The organism is Burkholderia sp. BCC1996 (assembly GCF_905339955.1).
In the GTDB taxonomy this organism is placed as follows: domain Bacteria; phylum Pseudomonadota; class Gammaproteobacteria; order Burkholderiales; family Burkholderiaceae; genus Burkholderia.
In genome coordinates this window covers 110747-134382 of record NZ_CAJPHM010000006.1, presented here as the reverse complement: position 1 = coordinate 134382, position 23636 = coordinate 110747, and the positions used below count along the sequence as shown (strand labels likewise).

Here is a 23636-nt window from a genome sequence, read left to right as displayed (position 1 = left end):
AAAAACCGCCCGGTGTTCAGCCGGGCGGTTTTTTTCATCGGCGTGCATGCGGCACACGCGCTGCACGAACGCTCAGTGCAGGATTTTCGCGAGGAAGTCCTTCGCGCGATCCGACTTCGGATTCGAGAAGAAATCGTCCTTGCGGTCGTCCTCGACGATCGCGCCCTTGTCCATGAAGATCACGCGATGCGCGACCTTCTTCGCGAAGCCCATCTCGTGCGTGACGACCATCATCGTCATCCCTTCCTGCGCGAGTTCGACCATCACGTCGAGCACTTCGTTGATCATCTCGGGATCGAGCGCGGACGTCGGCTCGTCGAACAGCATCGCGATCGGGTCCATCGACAGCGCGCGTGCGATCGCGACCCGCTGCTGCTGGCCGCCCGACAGCTGGCCCGGAAACTTGTGCGCATGCGCCTTCAGGCCGACGCGATCGAGCAGCTTCATGCCCTTCTCGGCCGCTTCGTCCTTGCCGCGGCCGAGCACCTTGACCTGCGCGAGCGTCAGGTTCTCGGTGATCGACAGGTGCGGGAACAGCTCGAAATGCTGGAACACCATTCCGACCTTCGAGCGCAGCTTCGACAGGTTCGTCTTCTTGTCGCCGACCGACTGGCCGTTCACGAGGATCTCGCCCTGCTGGAACGGCTCGAGGCCGTTCACGGTCTTGATCAGCGTCGACTTGCCCGAGCCGGACGGGCCGCACACGACCACCACCTCACCCTTCTTGACCTCGGTCGTGCAATCGGTGAGGACCTGAAACTGGCCGTACCACTTGGAAACGTTCTTGATGGAAATCATCTTGTGACCTTTTTCTGGAGACCTTTGACGAGGGCAGACGCCACCGAGCAAACCACGAAATAGCATGCGCCCGCGAACAGGACCATCTCGACGGTCGTGCCGTCGCGATCGCCGACGTTGGCGGCCGTGCGGAAGAAGTCCGCGAGACTGATCACGTACACGAGCGACGTATCCTGGAACAGGACGATCGCCTGCGTGAGCAGCAGCGGCACCATCGCGCGGAACGCCTGCGGCAGGATCACGAGGCGCATCGCCTGCGCGTAGTTCATGCCGAGCGCGAACGCGGCGTTGACCTGCCCGCGCGGCACCGCCTGGATGCCGGCGCGGATGATCTCGGAATAATACGCGGCTTCGAACAGCGAGAACGCGACCATCGCCGACGCGAGGCGAATGTCGATCGTCGGCGACAGCCCGAGCACGCCCTGCAGCACCTGCGGCACGATCAGGAAGAACCACAGCAGCACCATCACGAGCGGGATCGAGCGGAACACCGTCACGTACGCCTTCGCGAACCACGCGAGCGGCTTCACGCCCGACAGCCGCAGCAGCGCGAGCAACGTGCCCCACACGATGCCGACGACGATCGCGATCAGCGTGATCTTGAAGGTGACGATCGCCCCCGTCCACAGCGTCGGTATCGCGCCGGGAATACTACTCCAGTCGAACTGATGCATCACTTGCCTCCGATGTAGCCGGGCAGCCGCGTGCGGCCTTCGATCCAGCGCATGAACGCCATCACGACGAGGTTGATGATCACGTACGCGAGCGTGACCGCGATGAACGACTCGTAGGTCTGCGCGGTGTAGTCGACGAGCTGGCGCGCCTGCGCGGACAGGTCGAGCAGGCCGATCGTCGACGCGACCGCCGAGTTCTTGAAGATGTTCAGGAACTCGGACGTGAGCGGCGGCACGATGATCCGGTACGCAACCGGCAGCAGCACGTAGCGGTACGTCTGCCATTGCGTGAAGCCCATCGCGAGGCCGGCCGCGCGCTGGCCCTTCGGCAGCGCGTTGATCCCCGAGCGCACCTGTTCGCACACGCGCGCGCCCGTAAACAGGCCGAGACAGATGATCGACGAGGTGAAGAACTGCGTGGTCGGCGGCAACTGCTTGATCCAGGTGCCGATCGACGCGGGCAGCAGCTCGGGCACGACGAGGTACCAGATGAAGAACTGCACGATCAGCGGAATGTTCCGGAAGATCGACACGTACACGGTGCCGATCGCGGACAGCCATTTGTTCGGCACCGTGCGCAGCACGCCGAACAGCGAGCCGACGATCAGCGCGATGACCCAGGCGACGAGCGACACCTCGATCGTCACCCAGAAGCCGGACATCAGCCATCCGAAATAAGTCGTCGGCTCGCCGGTCGAGACGGGGCTCAGGAAGACGCCCCAGTTCCAGTGGTAAGACATGGGCAAGACTCCAGCAAAAAGAAACGGAAGAAGCGTGGCCTCTTCCGTTTCAGTAGCGTCATTTCTGCGTCAACGGCCGCGTGGTCAGTCGAGCGCCTTGTCGTTCGGGTTCGCGTACAGCTTCTTCATCGAATCGGACAGCGGGAAGTTCAGGTTCAGCCCCTTCGGCGGGATCGGGTTCTCGAACCACTTCGCGTAGATCTTCGCGGCTTCGCCCGACTTCTCGACTTGCGAGATCGCGTCGTCGACGACCTTCTTGAAGTCCGCATCGCCCTTGCGCATCATGCAGCCGTACGCCTCTTCCGACTGCGGCGTGCCGACGATCACCCATTCGCCCGGCTGCTTCGCCTTCGCGCGCTCGCCCGCGAGCAGCGCATCGTCCATCATGAACGCGACCGCGCGGCCCGACTCGAGCGTGTTGAACGAGTCGCCGTGATCCTTCGCGCTGATGATGTTCATGCCCAGCTGCTTGTCGTTGTTCATCTTGCGCAGCAGGCGCTCGGACGTCGTGCCGGCGGTGGTCACGACCGTCTTGCCCTTCAGGTCGGCGAAGTCCTTCACGCCCGAATCCTTCTTCGTCATCAGGCGCGTGCCGATCACGAAGATCGTGTCGGAGAATGCGGCCTGCTGCTGACGCTCCAGGTTGTTGGTCGTCGAGCCGCACTCGATGTCGACCGTGCCGTTCTGCACGAGCGGGATGCGGTTCTGCGACGTGACCGGGATGTTCTTGACCTGCAGGTTCGGCAGGTTCAGCTTTTTCTTCACCGCGTCCACGACCTTCAACTGGAATTCGCGCGAATAGCCGACGACCTGCTGGTTCTGGTCATAGTAGGAGAACGGAATCGACGATTCGCGGTGGCCCAGCGCGATCACGCCCGTGTCCTTGATCTTCTTCAGCGTGCCGGTCTCCTGTGCGTGCGCGCCGCTCGCGAACGCGCACAGCGCCGCGACCATCAGGACTGCCTTGTGGTATTTCATTTTGGTCATCTCCTTGGCTAAAACCCGCGCCAGTGTATCAAAGTAATATTTTTGAAAGTACTGGTTGTTAACCGCACTACGAATCGCGCTGTGCGAAGCCGTCCTCCCGGCTCCGGGCGCCCGTTTCGGCACCTGAATGCGCGCGCGGGCGATGCCGGATTCGGCATCGCCCGCGAGGGTTCATGCACGCAATCGGGTGGATTGCGTCATGCTTTGATCGTAGTCAACCGATCGGCGATCGGCAACGACCGATCAGGGGTACAGGCCGCGCATTTCGCGCGCCATCAGGATGCGCTTGCACGCGACGATGAACGCCGCCGTACGCACCGTCACCTTGTGCTCTTCCGCGACCGCCCACACGCCGGCGAACGCTTCGCGCATCACGCGCTCGAGACGGTGGTTGATCTCGTCTTCCGTCCAGAAGAAGCTCGAGAAGTCCTGCACCCACTCGAAGTACGACACGGTCACGCCGCCCGCGTTCGCGATCACGTCGGGGATCACGAGCACGCCGTTCGCGCTCAGGATGTCGTCCGCCGCCGTCGTCGTCGGGCCGTTCGCGCCTTCGACGATGATCTTCGTGCGGATCTTCGCCGCGTTCTTTTCGGTGATCTGGTTTTCCAGTGCCGCCGGGATCAGGATGTCGGTCTCGACCGTCCAGAACTCGTCATTCGGCATCGGCTCGGCGCCTTCGAAGCCCGCGACGCCGCCCGTGCGTGCGACGTGGTCGAGCAGCTTGTTCGAATCGAGGCCGGCCGGCTGGTAGATCGTGCCCGTGTGATCCTGCACCGCGATCACCTTCGAGCCCGCTTCCTGGAACAGCTTCGCCGCGATGCCGCCGACGTTGCCGAAGCCCTGCACCGCGATGCGCGCGCCTTCGATTTCCAGGCCCTTCTTCTTCGCCGCTTCGGAGCCGACGACGAACACGCCGCGGCCCGTTGCTTCCTTGCGGCCGAGCGAACCGCCGAGCGCGATCGGCTTGCCGGTCACGACGCCGGTCGACGTCTGGCCCTGGTTCATCGAGTACGTGTCCATCATCCACGCCATCACCTGTTCGTTGGTGTTGACGTCCGGTGCCGGAATGTCGGTGTTCGGCCCGATGATGATGCCGATTTCGCTGGTGTAGCGGCGCGTCACGCGCTCGAGCTCACCACGCGACAGCTTGCGCGGGTCGACGCGGATGCCGCCCTTCGCACCGCCGTACGGCACGTTCACTGCGGCGTTCTTCACCGACATCCATGCCGACAGCGCCATCACTTCCGACAGCGTCACGTCCTGGTGGTAGCGCACGCCGCCCTTGCCCGGGCCGCGCGACACGTTGTGCTGCACGCGATAGCCTTCGAAGTGCGCGACGGTGCCGTTGTCGAGCTCGATGGGGCAGTCGACGATCAGGATGCGCTTCGGACGCTTCAGCGTCTCGAGCCAGCGCGACAGCGAGCCGAGGTACGGCGCGACGCGATCGACCTGCTGAAGGTAGTTGCCCCACGGGCCGAGATCGTCGGCGTGAAGGTAGGACGGGATGGACTGCAGTTGCGAAGACATGGACACTCCAACGTTCAACGGATTGCGCACATTGTCGAAAAACCCGTTTTTTTTATCCAATGCCGTTTGCTTATTCGATTATGCGTTTCTTGCATGATCGTGATTTTTCGCAAATCCGCGGTCGATTTGCGCAAGAACGCCCGCGATCGGCCATGCATCGCGTGCGTGAAAAATCGTCGGTGAAAGTCGCGGGATGCCCGCCGGACGGGCGTCCGAGCGGCGTCGAAAGCGGCTCGTCAGTCGCTCGCGCCCGACCGGCCCGGTTAACCGCCGACGGTTAACCGGTGGTTTCGCGCAGTTCGTCGCGCACGACGTCCCACAGCGCGCGCACGAGTTTCTGGTGCGGATCGTCGCCCTGCAGCGCGAGCTTGTCGCAGTACAGGCGGATCTCCATCGTCAGCGTGAACGGATGGGTGCCGCCGCGCGCGGAACGGTCGAGCCGGATCAGGCGGCCGCTCGCCACCGCATCCTCGACCGCGCTGTGCGGCAGGAACGCGACGCCGTGGCCCGCGAGCGCCATCGCCTTCAGCCCCTCCGCCATGTCGGTTTCGTAAACACGATCGAGGAACAGCGACGTCGGTGCATTCGCCACGATGACTTCGGTCATCCGGCCGAGATACGCGTTCGGCGTATACGACAGGTACGGCACGCGCGCCTCGGCCGTGCCCGGCAGCGTATAGCGCGGCCGGCCCGCGCGGCCCGGCGCCGAAAACGCGCTGATCGGCTCGCTGCCGAGCACCAGCATGTCGTAGCGGGCCGGGTCGAGCGCGACCGGGTGGCTCGGGTGGTGGTAGCCCATCACGAGATCGCAGCCGCCCTCGACGAGCGACAGCACGGCATCGTGCACGTTCAGCGCGCGCAGCCGCGTGTGAACCTGCCCCATCTTCGCCTCGATCCGCTGCAGCCAGCGCGGAAAATACGTGAGCGACAGCGTGTGCGGCACCGCGAACTCGATCGTCGGCACCGGCGCGCCGACGTGGCCGCGCAGCAGCGTGCGCGCCTCGTGCGCCTGCGACAACATCGTCAGCGCCTGCTCGTAGAAGATCTGGCCGGCCTGCGTGAGCCGCGTCGGATAGACCGAACGATCGATCAATTCAGTCGCGAGCCACGCCTCGAGCGCCTGGATACGCCGCGAGAACGCGGGCTGCGACACGTGCCGCAGTTCGGCGGAGCGGCTAAAGCTGCGCGTTTCCGCGAGCGAGACGAAGTCTTCGAGCCATTTCAGTTCCATGCAGGCGGGCGCGGCGGGCGGCGGTCGGGAAGAAGCCTGCATTCTACCGGCGGGCGGGCCGGCCCGGCGGCGTGGCGGGCGCCCCGGCGAACCGGCGCGGGCGCCTGCCGGCAGGCCGGTCGCGCGCCGCCCGGGCGCCGGGCGCGTGCCGATCGCCCGCGGCGGCCGCGGCCGGACCGGTTCGGCCGGGATCGCCCCGCGGCGATGGTAAAATGCCGGATTCTTCCCCCCTCGCTCGACCCGGCCCCAAGGCCCGCCCGATCATGTCCGACACTCGTCCCGATACGCTTTTCGCCCTCACCGCGCTCTCGCCCATCGACGGCCGCTACGCCAGCAAGACCGAAGCGCTGCGCGACTGGCTCTCCGAAGCCGCCTTCATGCGCCACCGCGTCACCGTCGAGGTGCACTGGCTGATCGCGCTGTCGCGCGCCGGCTTCGCGGAAGTCCCGCGCTTCTCCGACGCGTCCGAACAATTCCTGCTGCAGCTCGCCGAGCGCTTCACCGCGCACGACGCCGCGCGCATCAAGGAAATCGAGCGCGTGACGAACCACGACGTGAAGGCCGTCGAATACTGGCTGAAGGAATCGGTCAAGGGCCAGGCCGAACTCGAGAAGGCCAGCGAATTCATCCACTTCGCGTGCACGTCCGAAGACATCAACAACACGTCGCACGGGATGATGCTCGCCGGCGCGCGCGAGCACGTGATCGTGCCGGCGCTGCGCACGGTCCACCAGCGCCTCGTCGCGCTGTCGCACGCGCTCGCCGAGCAGCCGATGCTGTCGCGCACGCACGGCCAGCCGGCCAGCCCGACGACGCTCGGCAAGGAGCTCGCGAACGTCGCCGCGCGCCTCGCACGGGCGATCACGCGCATCGAGAAGGTCGAGATCCTCGGCAAGATGAACGGCGCGGTCGGCAACTTCAACGCGCACCTGTCCGCGTATCCGGAATTCGACTGGGAAGCGTTCTCGCGCGACGTGATCGAGAACCGCCTGAAGCTCACGTTCAACCCGTACACGATCCAGATCGAACCGCACGACTACATGGCCGAGCTGTTCGACGCGGTTGCGCGCGCGAACACGATCCTGCTCGACCTCGATCGCGACGTGTGGGGCTACATCTCGGTCGGCTACTTCAAGCAGAAGACGAAGGCCGGCGAAATCGGCTCGTCGACGATGCCGCACAAGGTCAACCCGATCGACTTCGAGAACTCGGAAGGCAACCTCGGCCTCGCGAACGCGACGCTGCGCCACCTCGCCGACAAGCTGCCGGTGTCGCGCTGGCAGCGTGACCTGACCGACTCGACGGTGCTGCGCAACATGGGCGTCGCGCTCGGCTATTCGCTGCTCGCGTACGACTCGCTGATCCGCGGCCTCGACAAGCTCGAAGTCAACCCGCAGCGCCTGAACGAAGATCTCGACAACTGCTGGGAAGTGCTCGCGGAGCCGGTGCAGACGGTGATGCGCCGCTACGGCATCGAGAACCCGTACGAACAGCTGAAGGAACTGACGCGCGGCAAGGGCATCACGCGCGAAGCGCTGCAGGAATTCGTCGCCACGCTCGCGATCCCGCAGGATGCGAAGGACCGCCTGCTCGCGATGACGCCGGCGTCGTACATCGGCAAGGCCGTCGAACTCGCGAAGCGGATCGCGTAAGCGCCGCCGTCGCCGGACGGAAAAAAAGCCCGATGCGAAATTGCTCGCATCGGGCTTTTTCTTTGGCAGCTCTCGCGCGCTCGACGAAAAAAGGCGCCCCGAGGGGCGCCTGTCTCACTGCGGCATCACGATTGCCGCGAACCGCGCTCAGTGCGCGTGGCCGATCTTCGCCATCACCTGATCGACGATCTGTTCGGGCGTCAGCTCGATGCTGACCTCGATCGCCTCGTCCGGGCCCGGCTCCTCGAGCGTATCGAGCTGGCTCTTCAGCAGCGACGGATCGAAGAAATGGCCGGTGCGGCTTTTCAGGCGCTCGTGCAACACCTCGAACGAGCCCTTCAGATACACGAACCGCACGTCGGTGTCGGTGCCGCGCAGCACGTCGCGGTACGACCGCTTCAGCGAAGAGCACGTGAACACGGCCGTCTCGCCGGCACGCTGCTTTTCCTCGATGGCCGCGCGGATCGTGCGCAGCCACGGCCAGCGGTCGTCGTCGGTCAGCGGAATGCCGTTGTGCATCTTTTCCTTGTTCGCCGCGCTGTGAAACGCGTCGCCGTCGGTATAGCTGCACGACAGGCGTTCTGCCAGCATTTCGCCGATTCGCGATTTGCCCGCGCCCGACACGCCCATTGCGATCAGAATCATTGACTACCCCTTGTTACAAAACCACGCTCAGCAGCAGCGTAAAGCTCAGACCGAGCACCGAGATGATGGTTTCAAGCAGCGACCAGGTCTTGAACGTCTGACCAACCGTCATCCCGAAGTATTCCTTGATCAGCCAGAAGCCGCCGTCGTTCACGTGCGAGAAGATCAGCGAGCCCGAGCCCGTCGCGAGCACCAGCAGCTCCGGACGAACCGCCGCGCCCGACGCCGCCGCGATCGGCGCGACGATGCCGCAGGCCGTCGTCATCGCGACCGTCGCCGAACCCGTCGCGAGACGCATCAGCGCCGCGACGAACCAGCCGAGCAGCAGCGGCGACAGGTGCGCGTGCTTCGCGGTCTCGACGATCTGCTGCGAGATCCCGCTGTCGCGCAGGACGCCGCCGAAGCCGCCGCCCGCACCGACGATCAGCGTGATGCCGGCGATCGGTGCCAGGCACTCGCCGCAGAACTTCTGGATCTGGTCGCGGTTGAAACCCTGCAGCTTGCCGAACGTGAAGAAGCTCACCAGCACGGCGATCAGCAGCGCGACGTCGGAGTTGCCGGCAAAGCGCAGCAGGCTGTTCGGCAGCGACTTCGGCGTGAAGATCAGGTCGGCCCAGCTGCCGACCAGCATCAGGATCACCGGCAGCAGGATCGTGAACAGCGTGATGCCGAAGCTCGGCAGTTCGCGCTGCTTGCCTTCCGTGTGCGATTCGACGAACTGCGCGGCGAGCGGATTGTTCTCCGGCAGCTTGACGAATTTCGAGATCATCAGCGCGAACAGCGGGCCCGCGACGATCGCGGTCGGCACGCCGACGATCAGGCCGAACGCGATCGTCTTGCCGATGTCGGCACCGTATTGCTGGACGGCCAGCAGCGCGGCCGGGTGCGGCGGAATCAGCCCGTGCACGACGGACAGGCCCGCGACCATCGGCAGGCCGACGACGAGCAGCGACTTGCCGGTGCGCTTCGCGACGTTGAACGCGATCGGGATCAGCAGCACGAAGCCGACTTCGAAGAACACCGGCAGGCCGACGATGATCGCGACGAACATCATCGCCCAATGGATGTTCTTCTCGCCGAACCAGTCGATCAGCGTGGTCGCGATCCGCTCCGCGCCGCCCGATTCGGCCATCATCTTGCCGAGCATCGTGCCGAGGCCGACGACCACCGCGATGTGGCCGAGCGTGTTGCCGTTGCCGGTCTCGAACGACTTGACGATCTTGTCCATCGGCATCCCGACCACGAGGCCGAGGCCGAGCGACACGATGATGAGCACCAGGAACGGATAGATCTTGAACCGCGCGATCATCACGATCAGCGCGACGATCGCGATCACGGTATAAATGAGCAGCATGCTGCCTTGGACAGCCCCCATGTGGCACTCCTCCTAGGATTGTTCGAACCGGGCGAGTTGTTGCGAGTATGCCCGGCTATGCAGGTCTCCGAAACACGGGGGTTCCCACCCCGCGAGGACGCTGAATTTTACTTATCTTTACGGTCCGCGGATAGAACCGGTTCCATCAGCAAAAACCCTCGGTAAAACAAGCACTAAGCGCTCGCTTACCGAGGGTCAAACGTTCGTTTCGTACAAGTCTTAACGGGGCAGCTGGCTCGCGGCTTGCGCGAGGCGCGTGACTTCGGCCCAGTCCTGCGCGGCGAGCGCGGCCTTCGGCGTGAGCCACGAACCGCCGACGCACACGACGTTCGGCAGCTTCAGGAAATTCGGCGCGGTGTCGACCGTGATGCCGCCCGTCGGGCAGAACTTCAGCGCCGGGAACGGACCGTGGAACGCCTGCAGCATCGGCACGCCGCCGGCTTGCTGCGCGGGGAAGAACTTGACGATCTCGTAGCCGAACTCGAGCGCCTGGATGATGTCGCTCGGCGTCATCACGCCCGGCAGCAGCGGCAGGCCGGCGTCGAGCGACGCGAGGTGCAGGTCCTTCGTCAGGCCCGGCGACACGCCGAACTTCGCACCCGCGCGCTTCGCCTGCTCGCAGTGCTCGGGCTTCGTGATCGTGCCGACGCCGACGACGATGTCGTCCGCGAGCTGGCTCGCGCGCTGGATCGCCTCCAGGCCGGCCGGCGTGCGCAGCGTGATCTCGAGCACCTTGACGCCGCCCGCGTGCAACGCGCGCGACACGTGTTCGCCCTGCTCGACCGAGTCGAATGCGAGCACCGGAATCACCGGGCCCAGCTTCACGATTTCAGCAATCGTCTTCATCTGGAACACTCCTTGAAATTCATGCAGCGACGCTGACGGCCGTTTCGCCGACCAGCGTCCCGAAAACCGATGCGCCCTGCTCGGCCGGCGCGGCCGCCGCGCGGAACACGCCGAACAGTTCGCGCCCGAAACCCGTTTCGTTGTCGGCCTGGTGCAGCGGCTGCGCGACCGGGCGCGCCTGCCACTCGGCGTCGTCGACCTCGATGTCGAGGATGCCGGCTTCCGCGTCGATCACGAGCGTGTCGCCCGTCTTCACCTTGCCGAGCGGGCCAGCCAGCAGCGCTTCCGGCGACACGTGGATCACGGCCGGCACCTTGCCCGACGCGCCCGACATGCGGCCGTCGGTCACCAGCGCGACGTGGAAGCCCTGATCCTGCAGCACGCCGAGCAGCGGCGTCAAACGATGCAGCTCGGGCATCCCGTTCGCGCGCGCGCCCTGGAAGCGCACGACCGCGACGAAATCGCGCTTCAGCTCGCCGCGATCGAAGGCCTCCTGCACGGCTTCCTGCGAATCGAACACGATCGCGGGCGCCGTCACCTTGCGGTGCTCGGGCGCGACCGCCGAGATCTTGATCACGCCGCGGCCGAGCCGGCCCTGCATCAGGCGCAGGCCGCCGTCCGGCTGGAACGGGTCGCGAATGCCGCGCAGCACCTTCGTGTCGTGGCTTTCGGCCGTGCCGTCGACCCACGTCAGCTTGCCGTCGATCAGCTTCGGCTCCTTCGTGTAGTGCGACAGGCCCTTGCCCGCCACGGTCGTCACGTCTTCGTGCAGCAGCCCGCCCTCGAGCAGGTTGCGCACCAGGAACGCGACGCCGCCCGCCGCGTGGAAGTGGTTCACGTCGGCCTTGCCGTTCGGGTAGATCTTCGCGAGCAGCGGCACGACCGCCGACAGCTCGTCGAAATCGTTCCAGTCGATCAGGATGCCGGCCGCGCGCGCGATCGCGACGAGGTGCAGCGTGTGGTTGGTCGAGCCGCCCGTCGCGAGCAGCGCGACGATCCCGTTGACGATCGCCTTCTCGTCGATCACGTGGCCGATCGGGGTGTAGTGGCCGCGCTCGACCGTCAGGTCGAGCACGCGGCGCGCGGCTTCGGCGGTCAGCGCGTCGCGCAGCGGCGTGTGCGGATGGACGAACGCCGAACCCGGCAGGTGCAGGCCCATCAGCTCCATCAGCATCTGGTTGCTGTTCGCGGTGCCGTAGAACGTGCAGGTGCCGTGGCCGTGATACGCGGCCGATTCCGCTTCGAGCAGCGCGTCGCGGCCGACCTGGCCGGTCGCGAACTGCTGGCGGATCTTCGCCTTGTCGTCGTTCGACAGGCCGCTCGTCATCGGGCCGGCCGGCACGAAGATGGTCGGCAGGTGGCCGAACTGCAGCGCGCCGATCAGGAGGCCCGGCACGATCTTGTCGCAGATGCCGAGGCAGAGCGCCGCGTCGAACATGTTGTGGGTGAGCGCGATCGCGGTGCCCATCGCGATCGCCTCGCGCGAGAACAGCGACAGCTCCATGCCCGGGTTGCCCTGCGTGACGCCGTCGCACATCGCCGGCACGCCGCCCGCGAACTGCGCGACGCCGCCGTTCTCGCGCGCGGCGGCCTTGATGATGTCGGGAAAATCCTTGTACGGCGCGTGCGCGGACAGCATCTCGTTGTAAGAGGACACGATGCCGATGTTCGGCTCGCGGATCGCCTTGATCTGGAACTTGTCGCTGCCTTCGAGACCCGCGAAGCCGTGCGCGAGGTTCGCGCACGACAGCGCGCCGCGCGCCGGGAACCTGCCTTGCGCGCCGTCGATGCGCTGCAGATAGGCGGGACGGGTCGATTGGCTGCGGGCGATCACGCGATCGGTGACTTTCGCCAGGGTGGGGTGCAGCGACGTCATGCTGGGCGCTCCTGTATGCCGGACGGACACCGGCGGTTGGAATCGTGGGGACGGTCGAGTGCATCGAACGAACGAAGTCAGTCTAGTAGAAAAACTACACGCGCGCAATGCGGATCAGCATATGCGCAACTCATACCGCCGCCACCAGCAAGGCTTTCCTAGTGAAAACCCTAATCAACGGCATCGTCCACTGCAGAAATTGCCGACGATAGAGCTAGCATTTTCATGTAGATTTTCTACAATTCGATTGCGATACACTCGCTCATCCGAACCCGATTTCCATCCGCCGTCCCATGCTGCCTCGCATTGAAGCGATTCGCGCCGACCTGCGCCCGTCCGAGCGCAAGCTCGCCGACTACATCCTCGCCGCGCCGCGCGAGGTGCTCGACCTCGCGATGACCGAGCTGTCGACCCGCGCGGGCGTCAGCCAGCCGACCATCGCGCGCTTCTGCCAGGCGCTCGGCTGCAGCGGCTTTCGCGAATTCAAGATCCGGCTCGCGCAGAGCGTCGCGCCGGGCGTGTCGTCGGTGTATCGCGACGTCGAGCCCGACGAGCCCGCGCCCGGCATCATCGGCAAGGTGTTCGACCGCACGATCGGCGCGCTGATCGAGGTGCGCAACAGCCTGTCGGCCGGCAGCGTCGCCGACGCGATCGCGCTGCTGTCGAACGCGTCGCGCATCGAGTTCTACGGCGCCGGCGGCTCCGGCATCGCCGCGCAGGACATCCAGCACAAGTTCTTCCGGCTCGGCGTGCCGAGCGTCGCGTATTCGGACCCGCACACGTTCTCGATGTCGTCGGCGCTGCTCGGGCCGCACGACGTCGTCGTCGCGATCTCGAACACCGGCCGCACGCGCGACATCGTCGAGGCCGCGCGCTCCGCGCTCGCGTGCGGCGCGAAGGTCGTCGCGATCACGCAGAGCCATTCGCCGCTCGCGAAGCTCGCGACGGTGAGCCTCGCGTCGAACGTCGCGGAGGAAACCGACGTGTTCTCGCCGATGACGTCGCGCATGTCCCATCTCGCGATCGGGGATATCCTCGCGGTCGGCGTCGCGCTGTCGCGCGGGCCCGCATTGATGGAGCGCGTCGGCCGCGCGAAGGAAGCGATCACGCGCCGCCGGATCGACGACGGCACGAAGGATTGACCGACGCACGGCGCCCCGCCGGCGCATGAGCGATGCAGAACCGACGCGCGGTCCGGCGCGTCAGCCAACACCCGACGCGCACGTAAACGAAGAACGGCGCCCCGCGGGGCGCCGTTGCGCATGGGTCGGTGCAGCCAACCGGCCGCTCAGCTCAAAACGGCTTGATCACGACCAGCGCGACCGCCACGAGCATGCCGAGCACCGGCAGTTCGTTGAACACGCGATACCACTTGTCGGTGCGACGGTTCTCGCCGCGCTCGAACACCTTCAGCAGATGCCCGCAATACGCGTGGTAGATGACGAGCAGCAGCACCACCGTCACCTTCGCATGGATCCAGCCCTGCCCCTGGCCGATGCCGATCACGAGCCATAGCCACAGCCCGCATGCGAGCGCCGGCACGGCGATCATCGTCATGAAGCGGAACAGCTTGCGCGCCATCAGCAGCAGGCGCCGCACCGCAGCCGGATCGGTCTCCATGGCCAGGTTCACGTAGATGCGCGGCAGGTAGAACAGTCCCGCGAACCACGCGGCGATCAGAACGATATGGAACGTCTTGACCCAGAGCATTGCCATCGGTTGTGCGCCTCGCTTTACTGGCGGCCTTCGCCGTGCCCGAGCACGACGTACTTCAGCGACGTGAGCCCTTCCAGGCCGACGGGGCCGCGTGCGTGCAGCTTGTCGTTCGAGATGCCGATTTCCGCGCCGAGGCCGAATTCGAAGCCGTCCGCGAAGCGCGTCGACGCATTGACCATCACGCTCGCCGAATCGACTTCGCGCAGGAAGCGCATCGCGCGGTCGTGATCCTCGGTGACGATCGCATCGGTGTGGTGCGAGCCGTAGTGATTGATGTGCTCGATTGCCGCGTCGAGGCCGTCGACGACCTTGATCGCCAGCACCGGCGCGAGATATTCGGTGTGCCAGTCTTCGTCGGTCGCGTCGACGAGCGGACCGACGCCCGCCTCGGCGAGCACCGCGCGCGCGGCTGCATCGACGCGCAGCTCGACCTGCTTGTCGCGATACAGCTTGCCGAGCGGCGGCAGCAGCGCGGCCGCGATGCCGCCCGACACGAGCAGCGTTTCCATCGTGTTGCAGGTGCCGTAGCGGTGCGTCTTCGCGTTGTCGCACACCGTCAGTGCCTTGGCGAGATCGGCGCGATCGTCGACGTACACGTGGCAGATGCCGTCGAGGTGCTTGATCATCGGCACGCGCGCCTCGTTGATCAGGCGCTCGATCAGGCTCTTGCCGCCGCGCGGCACGATCACGTCGACGTATTCGGTCATCGTGATCAGCTTGCCGACCGCCGCGCGATCGGCGGTCGCGACGACCTGCACCGCGTCCTGCGGCAGGCCGGCCGCCTCGAGCCCTTCGCCGATCAGCTTCGCGAGCGCCGCGTTCGATTCGAGCGCCTCGGAGCCGCCGCGCAGGATCGTCGCGTTGCCCGACTTCAGGCACAGCGCGGCCGCGTCGATCGTCACGTTCGGACGCGACTCGTAGATGATGCCGATCACGCCGAGCGGCACGCGCATCTGGCCGACCTGGATTCCGCTCGGGCGGTACTTGAGATTGCCGATCTCGCCGATCGGATCGGCCAGCGACGCGACCTGGCGCAGGCCTTCGACCATCGTGTTCAGCGCCTTGTCCGATAGCGTCAGGCGGTCGATGAACGCCGCATCGAGCCCCTTTTCGCGGGCACGGGCGACGTCGCGCGCATTCGCGTCCTTCAGCGCCTGCGCGTCGCGCTCGATCGCGCGGGCCACGGCGTCGAGCGCCGCGTTCTTCGCCGCCGTGCTGGCGCGCGCCATCGCGCGGGAAGCGTGCCGGGCACGGCGGCCCAGGTCCGTCATGTACTGGTCGATATCCATCGTGTGACTCGAGAAGCGAGCCGCTTCGCGCGGCATGAATTCGTGGAGAAGCGTGAGGCGCGGCGGCAGGAAGGCCGCGCCGGCTATCGAAATATTGTAAGCGGGTTGCGATGCGTGCGCTGAAGGCCCGGACGGGGCTTAACGCCGCACACGACCCGCGGTCGGCGGTCGTTCGCCGCGCGCGCCCGCCACCGTCATCGCGAGCTGGAACAGGCCGTCCCACGGATCGGGCGGCGGCTCGTCCTGCGTGCGGCGGCCCGGCGTGACGGCCGACAGCCCCTTCACCTGCCGGTCGAGCTTCGCGGCAAACGCGAGCGCCTTCTCGAGCACGGCTTCCGACACGCGGTTCAGCGCGGGGCCGATCAGCCGCTCGCGCGGCCCCCACACGCGGTTCTCGCGCAGCAGCGTGGCCAGCGGCTTGCCGGCCGTCGTGCCGCGCTTGATCCGCAGCAGCGTGCGCAGTTCCTCGACGACGGCCCACATCACGAGCACGATCGCCTCGCCCTCGCCCTTCAGCCCGTCGATCATCCGCGCAAGCCGCGCGGCGTCGCCCGCGAGCATCGCCTCGTTCAGCTTGAACACGTCGTAGCGCGCGACGTTCAACACCGCGTCGTGCACCTGCTCGAACGTCAGCACGCCCTGCGGATAGAGCAGCCCGAGCTTCTGGATTTCCTGGTGCGCGGCAAGCAGGTTGCCCTCGACGCGCTCCGCGATGAACTGCAGCGCGCGCCGCCCGTCGTCGCCGGGCGCGACGCGCTGGCCCTGCATCGACAGACGCTGGCCGATCCAGTTCGGCAGCTGCGCGCGGTCGACCGGATCGATCTTCAGCGCGACGCCGCCGTTCTGCAGCGCCGTAAACCACGCGGATTTCTGCGTGGCCGCGTCGAGGCGCGGCAACGTGACGAGCATCAGCGCGTCGGGGTTCGGTGCGGCCGCGAGCGTCTTCAGCGCGTCGGCGCCTTCCTTGCCGGGCTTGCCCGACGGAATGCGCAGCTCGATCAGCTGACGCTCGCCGAACAGCGACATCGCCTGGGTCGCGCCGAGCAGCACGCTCCAGTCGAAACCGCGCTCGACCGTGTGCACCGAACGCTCGGTGAAGCCGGCCGCGCGCGCGGCCGCACGAATGCGGTCGCACGCTTCCTGCGCGAGCAGCGGCTCGTCGCCGTAGACGGTGTAGAGCCCGGCCATCCCCTTCGCGAGGTGCGGCTCCAGCGCATCAAGTCGCAATTGCATCGATACGTGCGCCGGCGATCAGAGCGGCGGCGGCGGCAGCGGTGCGCCCGGTGCAACGCCCGGCACCACGTCTTCCGGCGCCGGCGTCAGCGAGTGGACGATCGCGAGACGCCGCATCAGCTGGTCGACCGCGTCGTTCTCCATGTCGCCGTACAGGATCTCGGCTTCCTGCGCCTTCGCGTTCGTGTACTGGTCGCTGTACGTCATCGCGCGGTTCAGCGCGATCGCGCTCGGCGGGATCAGCACGGTGCCGTCCTTGCTCGTCAGCGTGTAGTTCAGCGTATAGAACAGCGCGTATTCCTGCGCCGAGCCGTACTTGTTGAGCGTCAGCGTGTTCTGCCCACGCGACTCCCACATGCGCAGCACGGCATCGGCGTCGTCCGCCGACTTGACGATCTTCGTGTCGCTGCCGGCCTCGACGAGGCGCACCAGGCGCGCCTCGACGGGCGCCGGCGCGCCGGCCACCAGCAGGCGCTTGAACGCGTAGTCCTGCTGGCCGCGCAACTGGAAACCGCATGCCGACAGCGCGAGCGCGCTGCCGACGGCGAGCATCAAAAACGATCTGCGGATCACCTTCGCTCCTTCTGTGTGCGCCCGGCGGCCAACGGCCGTCAGACGACGATGTTCACGAGGCGGCCCGGCACGACGACGATCTTCTTCGCCGGTTTGCCGTCGCTGAACTTCGCGAATGCTTCGTCGGCCACCGCCGCCGCTTCGATCGCCTCGCGGCTCGCGTCCTTCGCGACCTTCAGCGCGCCGCGCACCTTGCCGTTCACCTGCAGCACGAGTTCGATCTCGGCCTGCTCGAGCGCGGCCTCGTCGACCTTCGGCCACGGGGCGTCGAGCAGCGGGCCGAATTCGTCCGCGTAGCCGAGCGCCTTCCACAGTTCGAACGTGACGTGCGGCACGACCGGGTACAGCACGCGCAGCAGCACGCCGTACGTCTCGCGCAGCACGCCGGGCGTCGCGCCCTTCGCGCCGTCGATCGCGTTCAGCATCTTCATCGCGGCCGACACGACCGTGTTGTACTGCAGACGCTGGTAGTCGAAATCGGCCTGCTTCAGCACGCTGTAGATCTCGCGGCGCAGCGCCTTGTCGGCATCGCCGAGCGCGGCCGCGTCGAAGCCCGCGCGCGCGGCGAGCGCTTCGCGGTTCGTCGCGCCGAAGCTCCACACGCGGCGCAGGAAGCGGCTCGCGCCTTCGACGCCCGCGCCCGACCATTCGAGCTGCTGCTCGGGCGGTGCGGCGAACATCGTGAACAGGCGCGCGGTATCGGCGCCGTACTGGTCGATCAGCACCTGAGGATCGACGCCGTTGTTCTTCGACTTCGACATCTTCTCGATGCCGCCGAGCACGACCGGCTGGCCGTCGGCGTTCAGCGTCGCGCCGACCGGGCGGCCCTTCTCGTCGAACGCGACGGTCACGTCGGCCGGGTTGTACCAGGTCTTCTTGCCCGATGCGTCTTCGCGGTAGAACGTCTCGTTCAGCACCATGCCCTGCGTCAGCAGGTTCTTCGCCGGCTCGCCGAACTTCACGAGGCCGAGGTCGCGCATCACCTTGGTCCAGAAGCGCGAATACAGCAAGTGCAGGATCGCGTGCTCGATGCCGCCGATGTATTGATCCATCGGCATCCAGTAATCGGTGCGCGCGTCGACCATCGTCTCGGCGTCCGGCGCCGTGTAGCGCGAGAAGTACCACGACGAATCGACGAAGGTGTCCATCGTGTCGGTTTCACGCTTCGCGGCCGCGCCGCACTTCGGGCACGAACAGTTCAGGAACGCTTCCGACTTCGCGAGCGGGTTGCCCGAGCCGTCCGGCACGAGATCTTCCGGCAGCACGACCGGCAGGTCCTGCTCCGGCACCGGCACGTCGCCGCACGACGGGCAGTGGATGATCGGGATCGGCGTGCCCCAGTAGCGCTGGCGCGACACGCCCCAGTCGCGCAGGCGCCACGTGACCTGCTTGTCGCCGAAGCCGCCGGCCTTCAGGTCGGCCGCGATCGCGTCGACCGCCGCGCCGTACGCGAGGCCGTCGTACTTGCCGCTGTTGATGCAGGTCGCGACTTCCTTGTCGCCGTACCACTCCTGCCATGCGTCGAGCGAGTACGTCTGGCCTTCGGCCGCGATCACCTGCTTGATCGGCAGGTCGTATTTCTTCGCGAATGCGAAATCGCGCTCGTCGTGCGCCGGCACGCCCATCACCGCGCCTTCGCCATAGCTCATCAGCACGTAGTTGCCGATCCACACCTCGACCGGCTCGCCCGTCAGCGGGTGCTTGACCGAGAAGCCCGTCGCGACGCCCTTCTTCTCCATCGTCGCGACATCGGCCTCGGCGACGCCGCCGCGCTTGCATTCGTCGATGAACGCCTGCAGTTCCGGCTTGCCCTGCGCGAGGCGCGTGGCGAGCGGGTGCTCGGCCGCGATCGCGCAGAACGTGACGCCCATGATCGTGTCGGCACGCGTCGTGAACACGCGCAGCAGCTTCTGCTCGCCGTCGAGTTCGTACGGGAAACCGAAGTTCACGCCGAAGCTCTTGCCGATCCAGTTCTGCTGCATGATCTTCACGCGCTCGGGCCAGCCGAGGCCGTCGAGGTCGTTCAGCAGCTCATCCGCGTACTGCGTGATCCGCAAGTAGTACATCGGGATCTCGCGCTTCTCGACGAGCGCGCCCGAACGCCAGCCGCGGCCGTCGATCACCTGCTCGTTCGCGAGCACGGTCTGGTCGACCGGGTCCCAGTTCACGGTGCCCGTCTTCTTGTACGCGATGCCCTTCTCGAGCATCTTCAGGAACAGCCACTGGTTCCACTTGTAGTAGTCGGGCTTGCACGTCGCGATCTCGCGCGACCAGTCGATCGCGAGGCCCATCGACTGCATCTGGCCCTTCATGTAGTCGATGTTGTCGTAGGTCCACTTCGCGGGCGGCACGCCGTTCGCCATCGCGGCGTTCTCGGCCGGCATCCCGAACGCGTCCCAGCCCATCGGCATCAGCGTGTTGTAGCCGTTCATCCGCAGATAGCGGTACATCACGTCGTTGATCGTGTAGTTGCGCACGTGACCCATGTGCAGCTTGCCGGACGGGTACGGCAGCATCGACACGCAGTAGAACTTCGGCTTCTGCGAATCTTCCTTCGTCTTGTAGGCATCGGCTGCGCGCCAGTCGCCCTGAGCGGCGGCTTCGACGTCGGCGGGTACGTATCTCTCGTGCATGGTGTGGTTCGGACTAGGCTTTAAGCGGCGCGCCACGAGGCGGGCACGCGGAAGTGGACGAAATCGGGCAGCCCGGCGGCGGGGGCAGGCTCACGGTTCTCGTGCCTGCCTCATGATCCGGATATTCGCCGGATAACCCGGAGGGTCTCCAGGTTACCCGGCGAAACCCTGCCAACCGGTCGAAAACGACGATTATACCGTTCGTGGCGGGCGGTACGGCCGGTCTCGCCGGCCGGCCCGCATTCTTGCCTGCGGGACGACACGGATGGCGCGAGCGCCCGGTGCGTCAGCCGGTCAGCCGGTCAGCCGGTCAGCGGGTCGCGCCCGCGGCGGCCGGCGCGGCGGCGCCCGCCGGCGGCACGTCGGTCACGAAGCCGATCCGCGTGAGCCCGGCGGCCTGCGCGGCGCCCATCACCTGCGCGATCACGTCGTAGCGGGTCGCGCGCGAGGCGCGCAGCCGCAGCTCGGGCGGCGCGGCGCCCGCGGCGGCGGCCCGGAAGCGCGCCGGCAGCGCGTCGAGTGCGACGGGCGCGTCGTCCCAGTAGAGCTTGCCGGCGTCGTCGATCGACAGCGTGACCGACTGTGGCGTGTCGCGCGCGACGCCGGCCGCGACCTTCGGCAGGTCGAGCCGGATCGCGTGCGTCATCAGCGGCGCGGTGATGATGAAGATGACGAGCAGCACGAGCATCACGTCGATCAGCGGCGTCATGTTGATCTCCGCCATCGGCGCGGACGTCTTGTGGTGCTCCAGCCCGCCGAATGCCATGGTCGTTCCTCCCGGCCGCGCGTCAGGCGCCCTGCGCGCACACGAATACGTGCAGGTCGCGCGCGAAGCCGTCGAGTTCCTCGGCGAGCTGGCGCACGAGCCGCCCGAGGATGTTGTAGGCGAGCACCGCGGGGATCGCGACGACGAGCCCGAACGCGGTCATGATCAGCGCCTCGCCGACCGGCCCCGCGACGTTCTCGATCTGCGCCTGCCCGCTCGCGGCGATGCTGCCGAGCGCGTGGTAGATGCCCCAGACGGTGCCGAGCAGCCCGACGAACGGCGCGGTGCTGCCGATCGACGCGAGCAGCACCTGGCCGAACTCGAGACGCCGCTGCGAGCGCAGCATCGCGTGACGCAGCGCGCGCAGCACGCGTTCGCTGCGCTCGACACGCGCGGCGAGCGCGGCCGGATCGTGTTCGTCGGCCGCATCGCGCGCGGCTTCGGCGAGCGGCACGAACACGCGCTCGCGATCGGTGCCGGCGAGCGCGGCGATGCCCGCGTCGAGCGACGGCGCGCGCCAGAACGCGGCGAGCGCGCGCGGCCCCTGCCGCTTCGCACGGACCAGCAGCCAGGCTTTCATGAGGAGGAAGCACCAGCTGGCGACGGACATCGCCAGCAGCACGTAGGCGACGGCGTGCGTGATCGCATCGCCGCTTTCGAGGTAGTGGACAACGCCGGTGGGAATGGCCATCGGAGTTTCCCCGTGAGGGTCAGCGCAGGCCGAGCACGTCCTGCATGTCGAACAGGCCGGCGCCGCGCGCCGACAGGAAGCGGACCGCACGCAGCGCGCCCTGCGCGTACGACACGCGGCTCGACGACTTGTGCGTGATCTCGATCCGTTCGCCGATCCCGGCGAACAGCACGGTGTGATCGCCGACGATGTCGCCGCCGCGCACGGCCGCGAAGCCGATCGTCGACGGGTCGCGTTCGCCCGTCACGCCCTGGCGGCCGTACACCGCGCAGTCGTCGAGCGAGCGCCCGAGCGCGCCGGCCACGGCCTCGCCCATCATCAGCGCGGTGCCCGACGGCGCGTCGACCTTGTGACGGTGGTGCGCCTCGATGATCTCGATGTCGTAGCCGTGCGAGAAATGCTTCGCCGCGAATTCGAGCAGCTTCAGCGTGACGTTCACGCCGACGCTCATGTTCGCCGCGAACACGATGCCGATCTTGCCTGCCGCGGCCTGCAGCTCGGCCTTCTGCTCGGCGGTGAAGCCGGTCGTGCCGATCACGAGCTTCACGTCGTGGCGCAGCGCGGCCGCGACGTGCGCGATCGTGCCTTCCGGCCGCGTGAAGTCGATCAGGTAGTCGGCCTGCGCGAACACGGCGTCGAGGTCGTCGGTCAGCTTGATCCCGGTTTCCTTGCCGAGAAACGCGCCCGCGTCCTGGCCGAGGAACGGCGAATCGGCGCGGTCGAGCGCGCCGACGAGCTGCGCGTCGGAATCGTTGAGAACGGCTTCGATCAGCATCCGGCCCATACGGCCCGATGCACCGGCAATCGCAATCTTCATGGCTTTCTACACGACAGGTCTAAAGGCGGGCGGCGCATGCCGCCCTGTTTCCGTACGCCAGCCGCTTACTGGGCCGGCGCGGTGAGCGGCTGGTTCTGCAGGTTGTCCGAGCCTTGCGGGCCGACCGGCGGCGACGCCTCGTTCGACGCGTTCGGCTGCGGCGGGCGATGGAACTGGAACTGCGGCTGGATCGCCGGCGCGGCGCCCGGCGGCTGCCCGCCCGGCACCGGCGCGCCGCCCGAGGCCTGCGCCGACGGCGTGAAGCGGCGGGCGGTCGTGCCCTGCCCCGACACCTGGTTGGTCGCGCGGTTCGCCGCGCGCGCCGCCTGGGCGTTCGCATCCTGGTCGACCGCCGCGCCGGAAACCGGCTCGACGGACGGGCTCGCGGCAGCGGTCGCCTGCGCGGCGCTCGCCGCAGCAGCGGCAGCGGCGGCTTCGGACGCCTTCTTCGCCGCGGCCGCGGCCTTCGCCTTCTTGCCGCCGCGATCGCCGTCGATATCGGCCAGCAGGTCGAGTTCGGACGGCAGGTTGTCGGCGCCCGTCCAGCTCGCGAGGCGATCGCCCGAGAATGTCAGCACGAGGTCACGCTGCTGGACGACGGACGTCGAGCCGCGCTTGAAGTAAAAGAGGTAATCCCAGCGGTCGGCATGGAACATGTCCGACAGCAGCGGCGTGCCGAGCAACGCGCGCACCTGCTCGCGCGTCATTCCGGCCTGCAGCTGCGCGGCCTTCTCCTGCGACACGAAGTTGCCCTGCACGACAGTGATCCGATAGGGCGTGATGCTCTGCGCGATGCGCTGCGTCACGCTGTCGTACGACGAACAACCAGCCAGCGCGGCAACGGCGGCGGCAGCGATGATGGCACTCCGCATGCGACTCCTCTGATAGTGCGAAAGGGATTCCGGGAACATTTCCGTCACCGAGCTGGCCCGCGTCGCGGGTCGCGCGTGTTTCTGGAACGGCCAAAAGCCGGTAACATTGAAGCCCTGCATTGTACTCTAGGGATGCCTAGCCATGACCAATCCGACGGATCTCAAGAATATCGGGCTAAAGGCCACCCTACCGCGCCTCAAGATTCTCGAGATCTTCCAGCAAAGCCCGGTGCGTCACCTGACGGCCGAAGATGTCTACCGCAACCTGCTCAACGAGCAGCTCGACATCGGGCTCGCCACCGTTTACCGCGTGCTGACGCAGTTCGAGCAGGCCGGCCTGCTCACGCGCAGCAACTTCGAATCCGGCAAGGCCGTGTTCGAGCTCAACGAAGGTTCGCACCACGATCACCTCGTCTGCCTCGATTGCGGCCGCGTCGAGGAATTCTTCGATGCCGAGATCGAAGGCCGCCAGCAAGCGATCGCCAAGGAACGCGGCTTCCGGCTCCAGGAACACTCGCTCGCGATGTACGGCTCCTGCACGACCGAGAACTGCCCGCACCGCAAGCACTGATCCGCACCCTGCGCGCACGCGCGACGGCCCGGCCGGCAGCTCGCCGCCCGGGCCGTATTGTTTTCGGGATGGAAAAACGGCCCGCACGTCGCGTGCGGACCGGGTCGGGAACGTTTTCGGT

22 protein-coding genes are annotated in these 23636 nt (G+C 66.8%); 3 read left to right on the top strand and 19 right to left on the bottom strand.

Going from position 1 to position 23636, the window contains the following annotated elements; translation table 11 throughout:
* Positions 1-72: 72 nt before the first annotated feature.
* The 6 genes from U4Z64_RS10670 to U4Z64_RS10645 form a co-directional block, all read right to left on the bottom strand.
* Entirely contained in the window at positions 73-798 is a 726-nt protein-coding gene (locus U4Z64_RS10670; RefSeq protein ID WP_044848292.1) for an amino acid ABC transporter ATP-binding protein, read from the bottom strand.
* The gene (gene gltK, locus U4Z64_RS10665) at positions 795-1472 is read right to left on the bottom strand and encodes a glutamate/aspartate ABC transporter permease GltK (RefSeq protein WP_044848293.1); all 678 of its coding nucleotides are present in this window, start codon (positions 1470-1472) and stop codon (positions 795-797) included. Before gltK ends, U4Z64_RS10670 begins: the two co-directional genes overlap by 4 nt.
* Positions 1472-2212, bottom strand: coding sequence for an amino acid ABC transporter permease (locus tag U4Z64_RS10660; RefSeq protein WP_044848294.1), 741 nt, complete (start codon positions 2210-2212; stop codon positions 1472-1474). The genes gltK and U4Z64_RS10660 overlap by 1 nt, the downstream gene beginning before the upstream one ends.
* An 84-nt stretch (positions 2213-2296) precedes the next feature.
* A complete protein-coding gene (locus tag U4Z64_RS10655) occupies positions 2297-3190 on the bottom strand; it encodes a glutamate/aspartate ABC transporter substrate-binding protein (RefSeq protein WP_044848298.1) in 894 nt (297 codons plus the stop codon).
* Between the two features lie 252 nt (positions 3191-3442).
* Positions 3443-4729, bottom strand: a complete 1287-nt coding sequence (locus tag U4Z64_RS10650; RefSeq protein WP_044848295.1) for a Glu/Leu/Phe/Val family dehydrogenase — start codon at positions 4727-4729, stop codon at positions 3443-3445.
* Positions 4730-5006: 277 nt separating this feature from the next.
* Positions 5007-5960, bottom strand: a complete 954-nt coding sequence (locus U4Z64_RS10645; RefSeq protein WP_044848296.1) for a LysR substrate-binding domain-containing protein — start codon at positions 5958-5960, stop codon at positions 5007-5009.
* A 263-nt stretch (positions 5961-6223) separates the two neighbouring features.
* Here U4Z64_RS10645 and purB point away from each other — a divergent pair, with 263 nt between their 5' ends.
* Positions 6224-7612, top strand: a complete 1389-nt coding sequence (purB, locus tag U4Z64_RS10640) for an adenylosuccinate lyase (protein ID WP_044844148.1) — start codon at positions 6224-6226, stop codon at positions 7610-7612.
* 147 nt (positions 7613-7759) lie between these two features.
* Here purB and U4Z64_RS10635 read toward each other — a convergent pair whose 3' ends face one another.
* The 4 genes from U4Z64_RS10635 to edd form a co-directional block, all read right to left on the bottom strand.
* Positions 7760-8257 (bottom strand): gluconokinase, encoded by a 498-nt coding sequence (locus U4Z64_RS10635; RefSeq protein ID WP_044844149.1) that lies wholly within the window; start codon positions 8255-8257, stop codon positions 7760-7762.
* A gap of 13 nt (positions 8258-8270) precedes the next feature.
* Positions 8271-9632, bottom strand: coding sequence for a GntP family permease (locus U4Z64_RS10630; protein WP_044844150.1), 1362 nt, complete (start codon positions 9630-9632; stop codon positions 8271-8273).
* Between the two features lie 219 nt (positions 9633-9851).
* Positions 9852-10478 (bottom strand): bifunctional 4-hydroxy-2-oxoglutarate aldolase/2-dehydro-3-deoxy-phosphogluconate aldolase, encoded by a 627-nt coding sequence (gene eda / locus U4Z64_RS10625; protein WP_044844151.1) that lies wholly within the window; start codon positions 10476-10478, stop codon positions 9852-9854.
* A 19-nt stretch (positions 10479-10497) separates the two neighbouring features.
* On the bottom strand, positions 10498-12354 hold the full coding sequence (edd, locus tag U4Z64_RS10620; protein WP_321819919.1) for a phosphogluconate dehydratase: 1857 nt from the start codon (positions 12352-12354) through the stop codon (positions 10498-10500).
* A gap of 293 nt (positions 12355-12647) precedes the next feature.
* Between edd and U4Z64_RS10615 the strand changes: the two genes are divergently transcribed.
* The gene (locus U4Z64_RS10615; protein WP_044844153.1) at positions 12648-13496 is read left to right on the top strand and encodes a MurR/RpiR family transcriptional regulator; all 849 of its coding nucleotides are present in this window, start codon (positions 12648-12650) and stop codon (positions 13494-13496) included.
* Between the two features lie 151 nt (positions 13497-13647).
* Here U4Z64_RS10615 and U4Z64_RS10610 read toward each other — a convergent pair whose 3' ends face one another.
* The 9 genes from U4Z64_RS10610 to U4Z64_RS10570 all read right to left on the bottom strand — a co-directional run bounded on the left by U4Z64_RS10610 (position 13648) and on the right by U4Z64_RS10570 (position 22944).
* Positions 13648-14070 (bottom strand): CopD family protein, encoded by a 423-nt coding sequence (locus U4Z64_RS10610; protein WP_124488267.1) that lies wholly within the window; start codon positions 14068-14070, stop codon positions 13648-13650.
* 17 nt (positions 14071-14087) lie between these two features.
* Complete coding sequence (locus tag U4Z64_RS10605; RefSeq protein ID WP_044844155.1) at positions 14088-15359, bottom strand: glutamate-5-semialdehyde dehydrogenase; 1272 nt, start codon at positions 15357-15359, stop codon at positions 14088-14090.
* A gap of 138 nt (positions 15360-15497) precedes the next feature.
* On the bottom strand, positions 15498-16592 hold the full coding sequence (gene holA, locus U4Z64_RS10600) for a DNA polymerase III subunit delta (RefSeq protein ID WP_044844156.1): 1095 nt from the start codon (positions 16590-16592) through the stop codon (positions 15498-15500).
* A gap of 18 nt (positions 16593-16610) precedes the next feature.
* Complete coding sequence (gene lptE, locus U4Z64_RS10595) at positions 16611-17165, bottom strand: LPS assembly lipoprotein LptE (RefSeq protein ID WP_044844157.1); 555 nt, start codon at positions 17163-17165, stop codon at positions 16611-16613.
* 38 nt (positions 17166-17203) lie between these two features.
* Positions 17204-19798: a leucine--tRNA ligase gene (gene leuS / locus U4Z64_RS10590; protein WP_044844158.1), complete on the bottom strand. Its 2595-nt coding sequence runs from the start codon at positions 19796-19798 to the stop codon at positions 17204-17206.
* A 310-nt stretch (positions 19799-20108) separates the two neighbouring features.
* Positions 20109-20564 carry an ExbD/TolR family protein gene (locus U4Z64_RS10585; RefSeq protein WP_044844159.1) on the bottom strand — a complete coding sequence of 152 codons (456 nt, stop codon included), beginning with the start codon at positions 20562-20564 and terminating at the stop codon, positions 20109-20111.
* A 22-nt stretch (positions 20565-20586) separates the two neighbouring features.
* Complete coding sequence (locus tag U4Z64_RS10580) at positions 20587-21255, bottom strand: MotA/TolQ/ExbB proton channel family protein (RefSeq protein WP_044844160.1); 669 nt, start codon at positions 21253-21255, stop codon at positions 20587-20589.
* Between the two features lie 19 nt (positions 21256-21274).
* The gene (gene dapB, locus U4Z64_RS10575) at positions 21275-22072 is read right to left on the bottom strand and encodes a 4-hydroxy-tetrahydrodipicolinate reductase (protein ID WP_044844161.1); all 798 of its coding nucleotides are present in this window, start codon (positions 22070-22072) and stop codon (positions 21275-21277) included.
* Between the two features lie 65 nt (positions 22073-22137).
* On the bottom strand, positions 22138-22944 hold the full coding sequence (locus tag U4Z64_RS10570; RefSeq protein WP_044844162.1) for an outer membrane protein assembly factor BamE: 807 nt from the start codon (positions 22942-22944) through the stop codon (positions 22138-22140).
* 142 nt (positions 22945-23086) lie between these two features.
* On the opposite strand from U4Z64_RS10570, the gene fur reads away from it, so the two are divergent.
* Positions 23087-23515, top strand: a complete 429-nt coding sequence (fur, locus tag U4Z64_RS10565; protein ID WP_011350926.1) for a ferric iron uptake transcriptional regulator — start codon at positions 23087-23089, stop codon at positions 23513-23515.
* Positions 23516-23636: the final 121 nt, after the last annotated feature.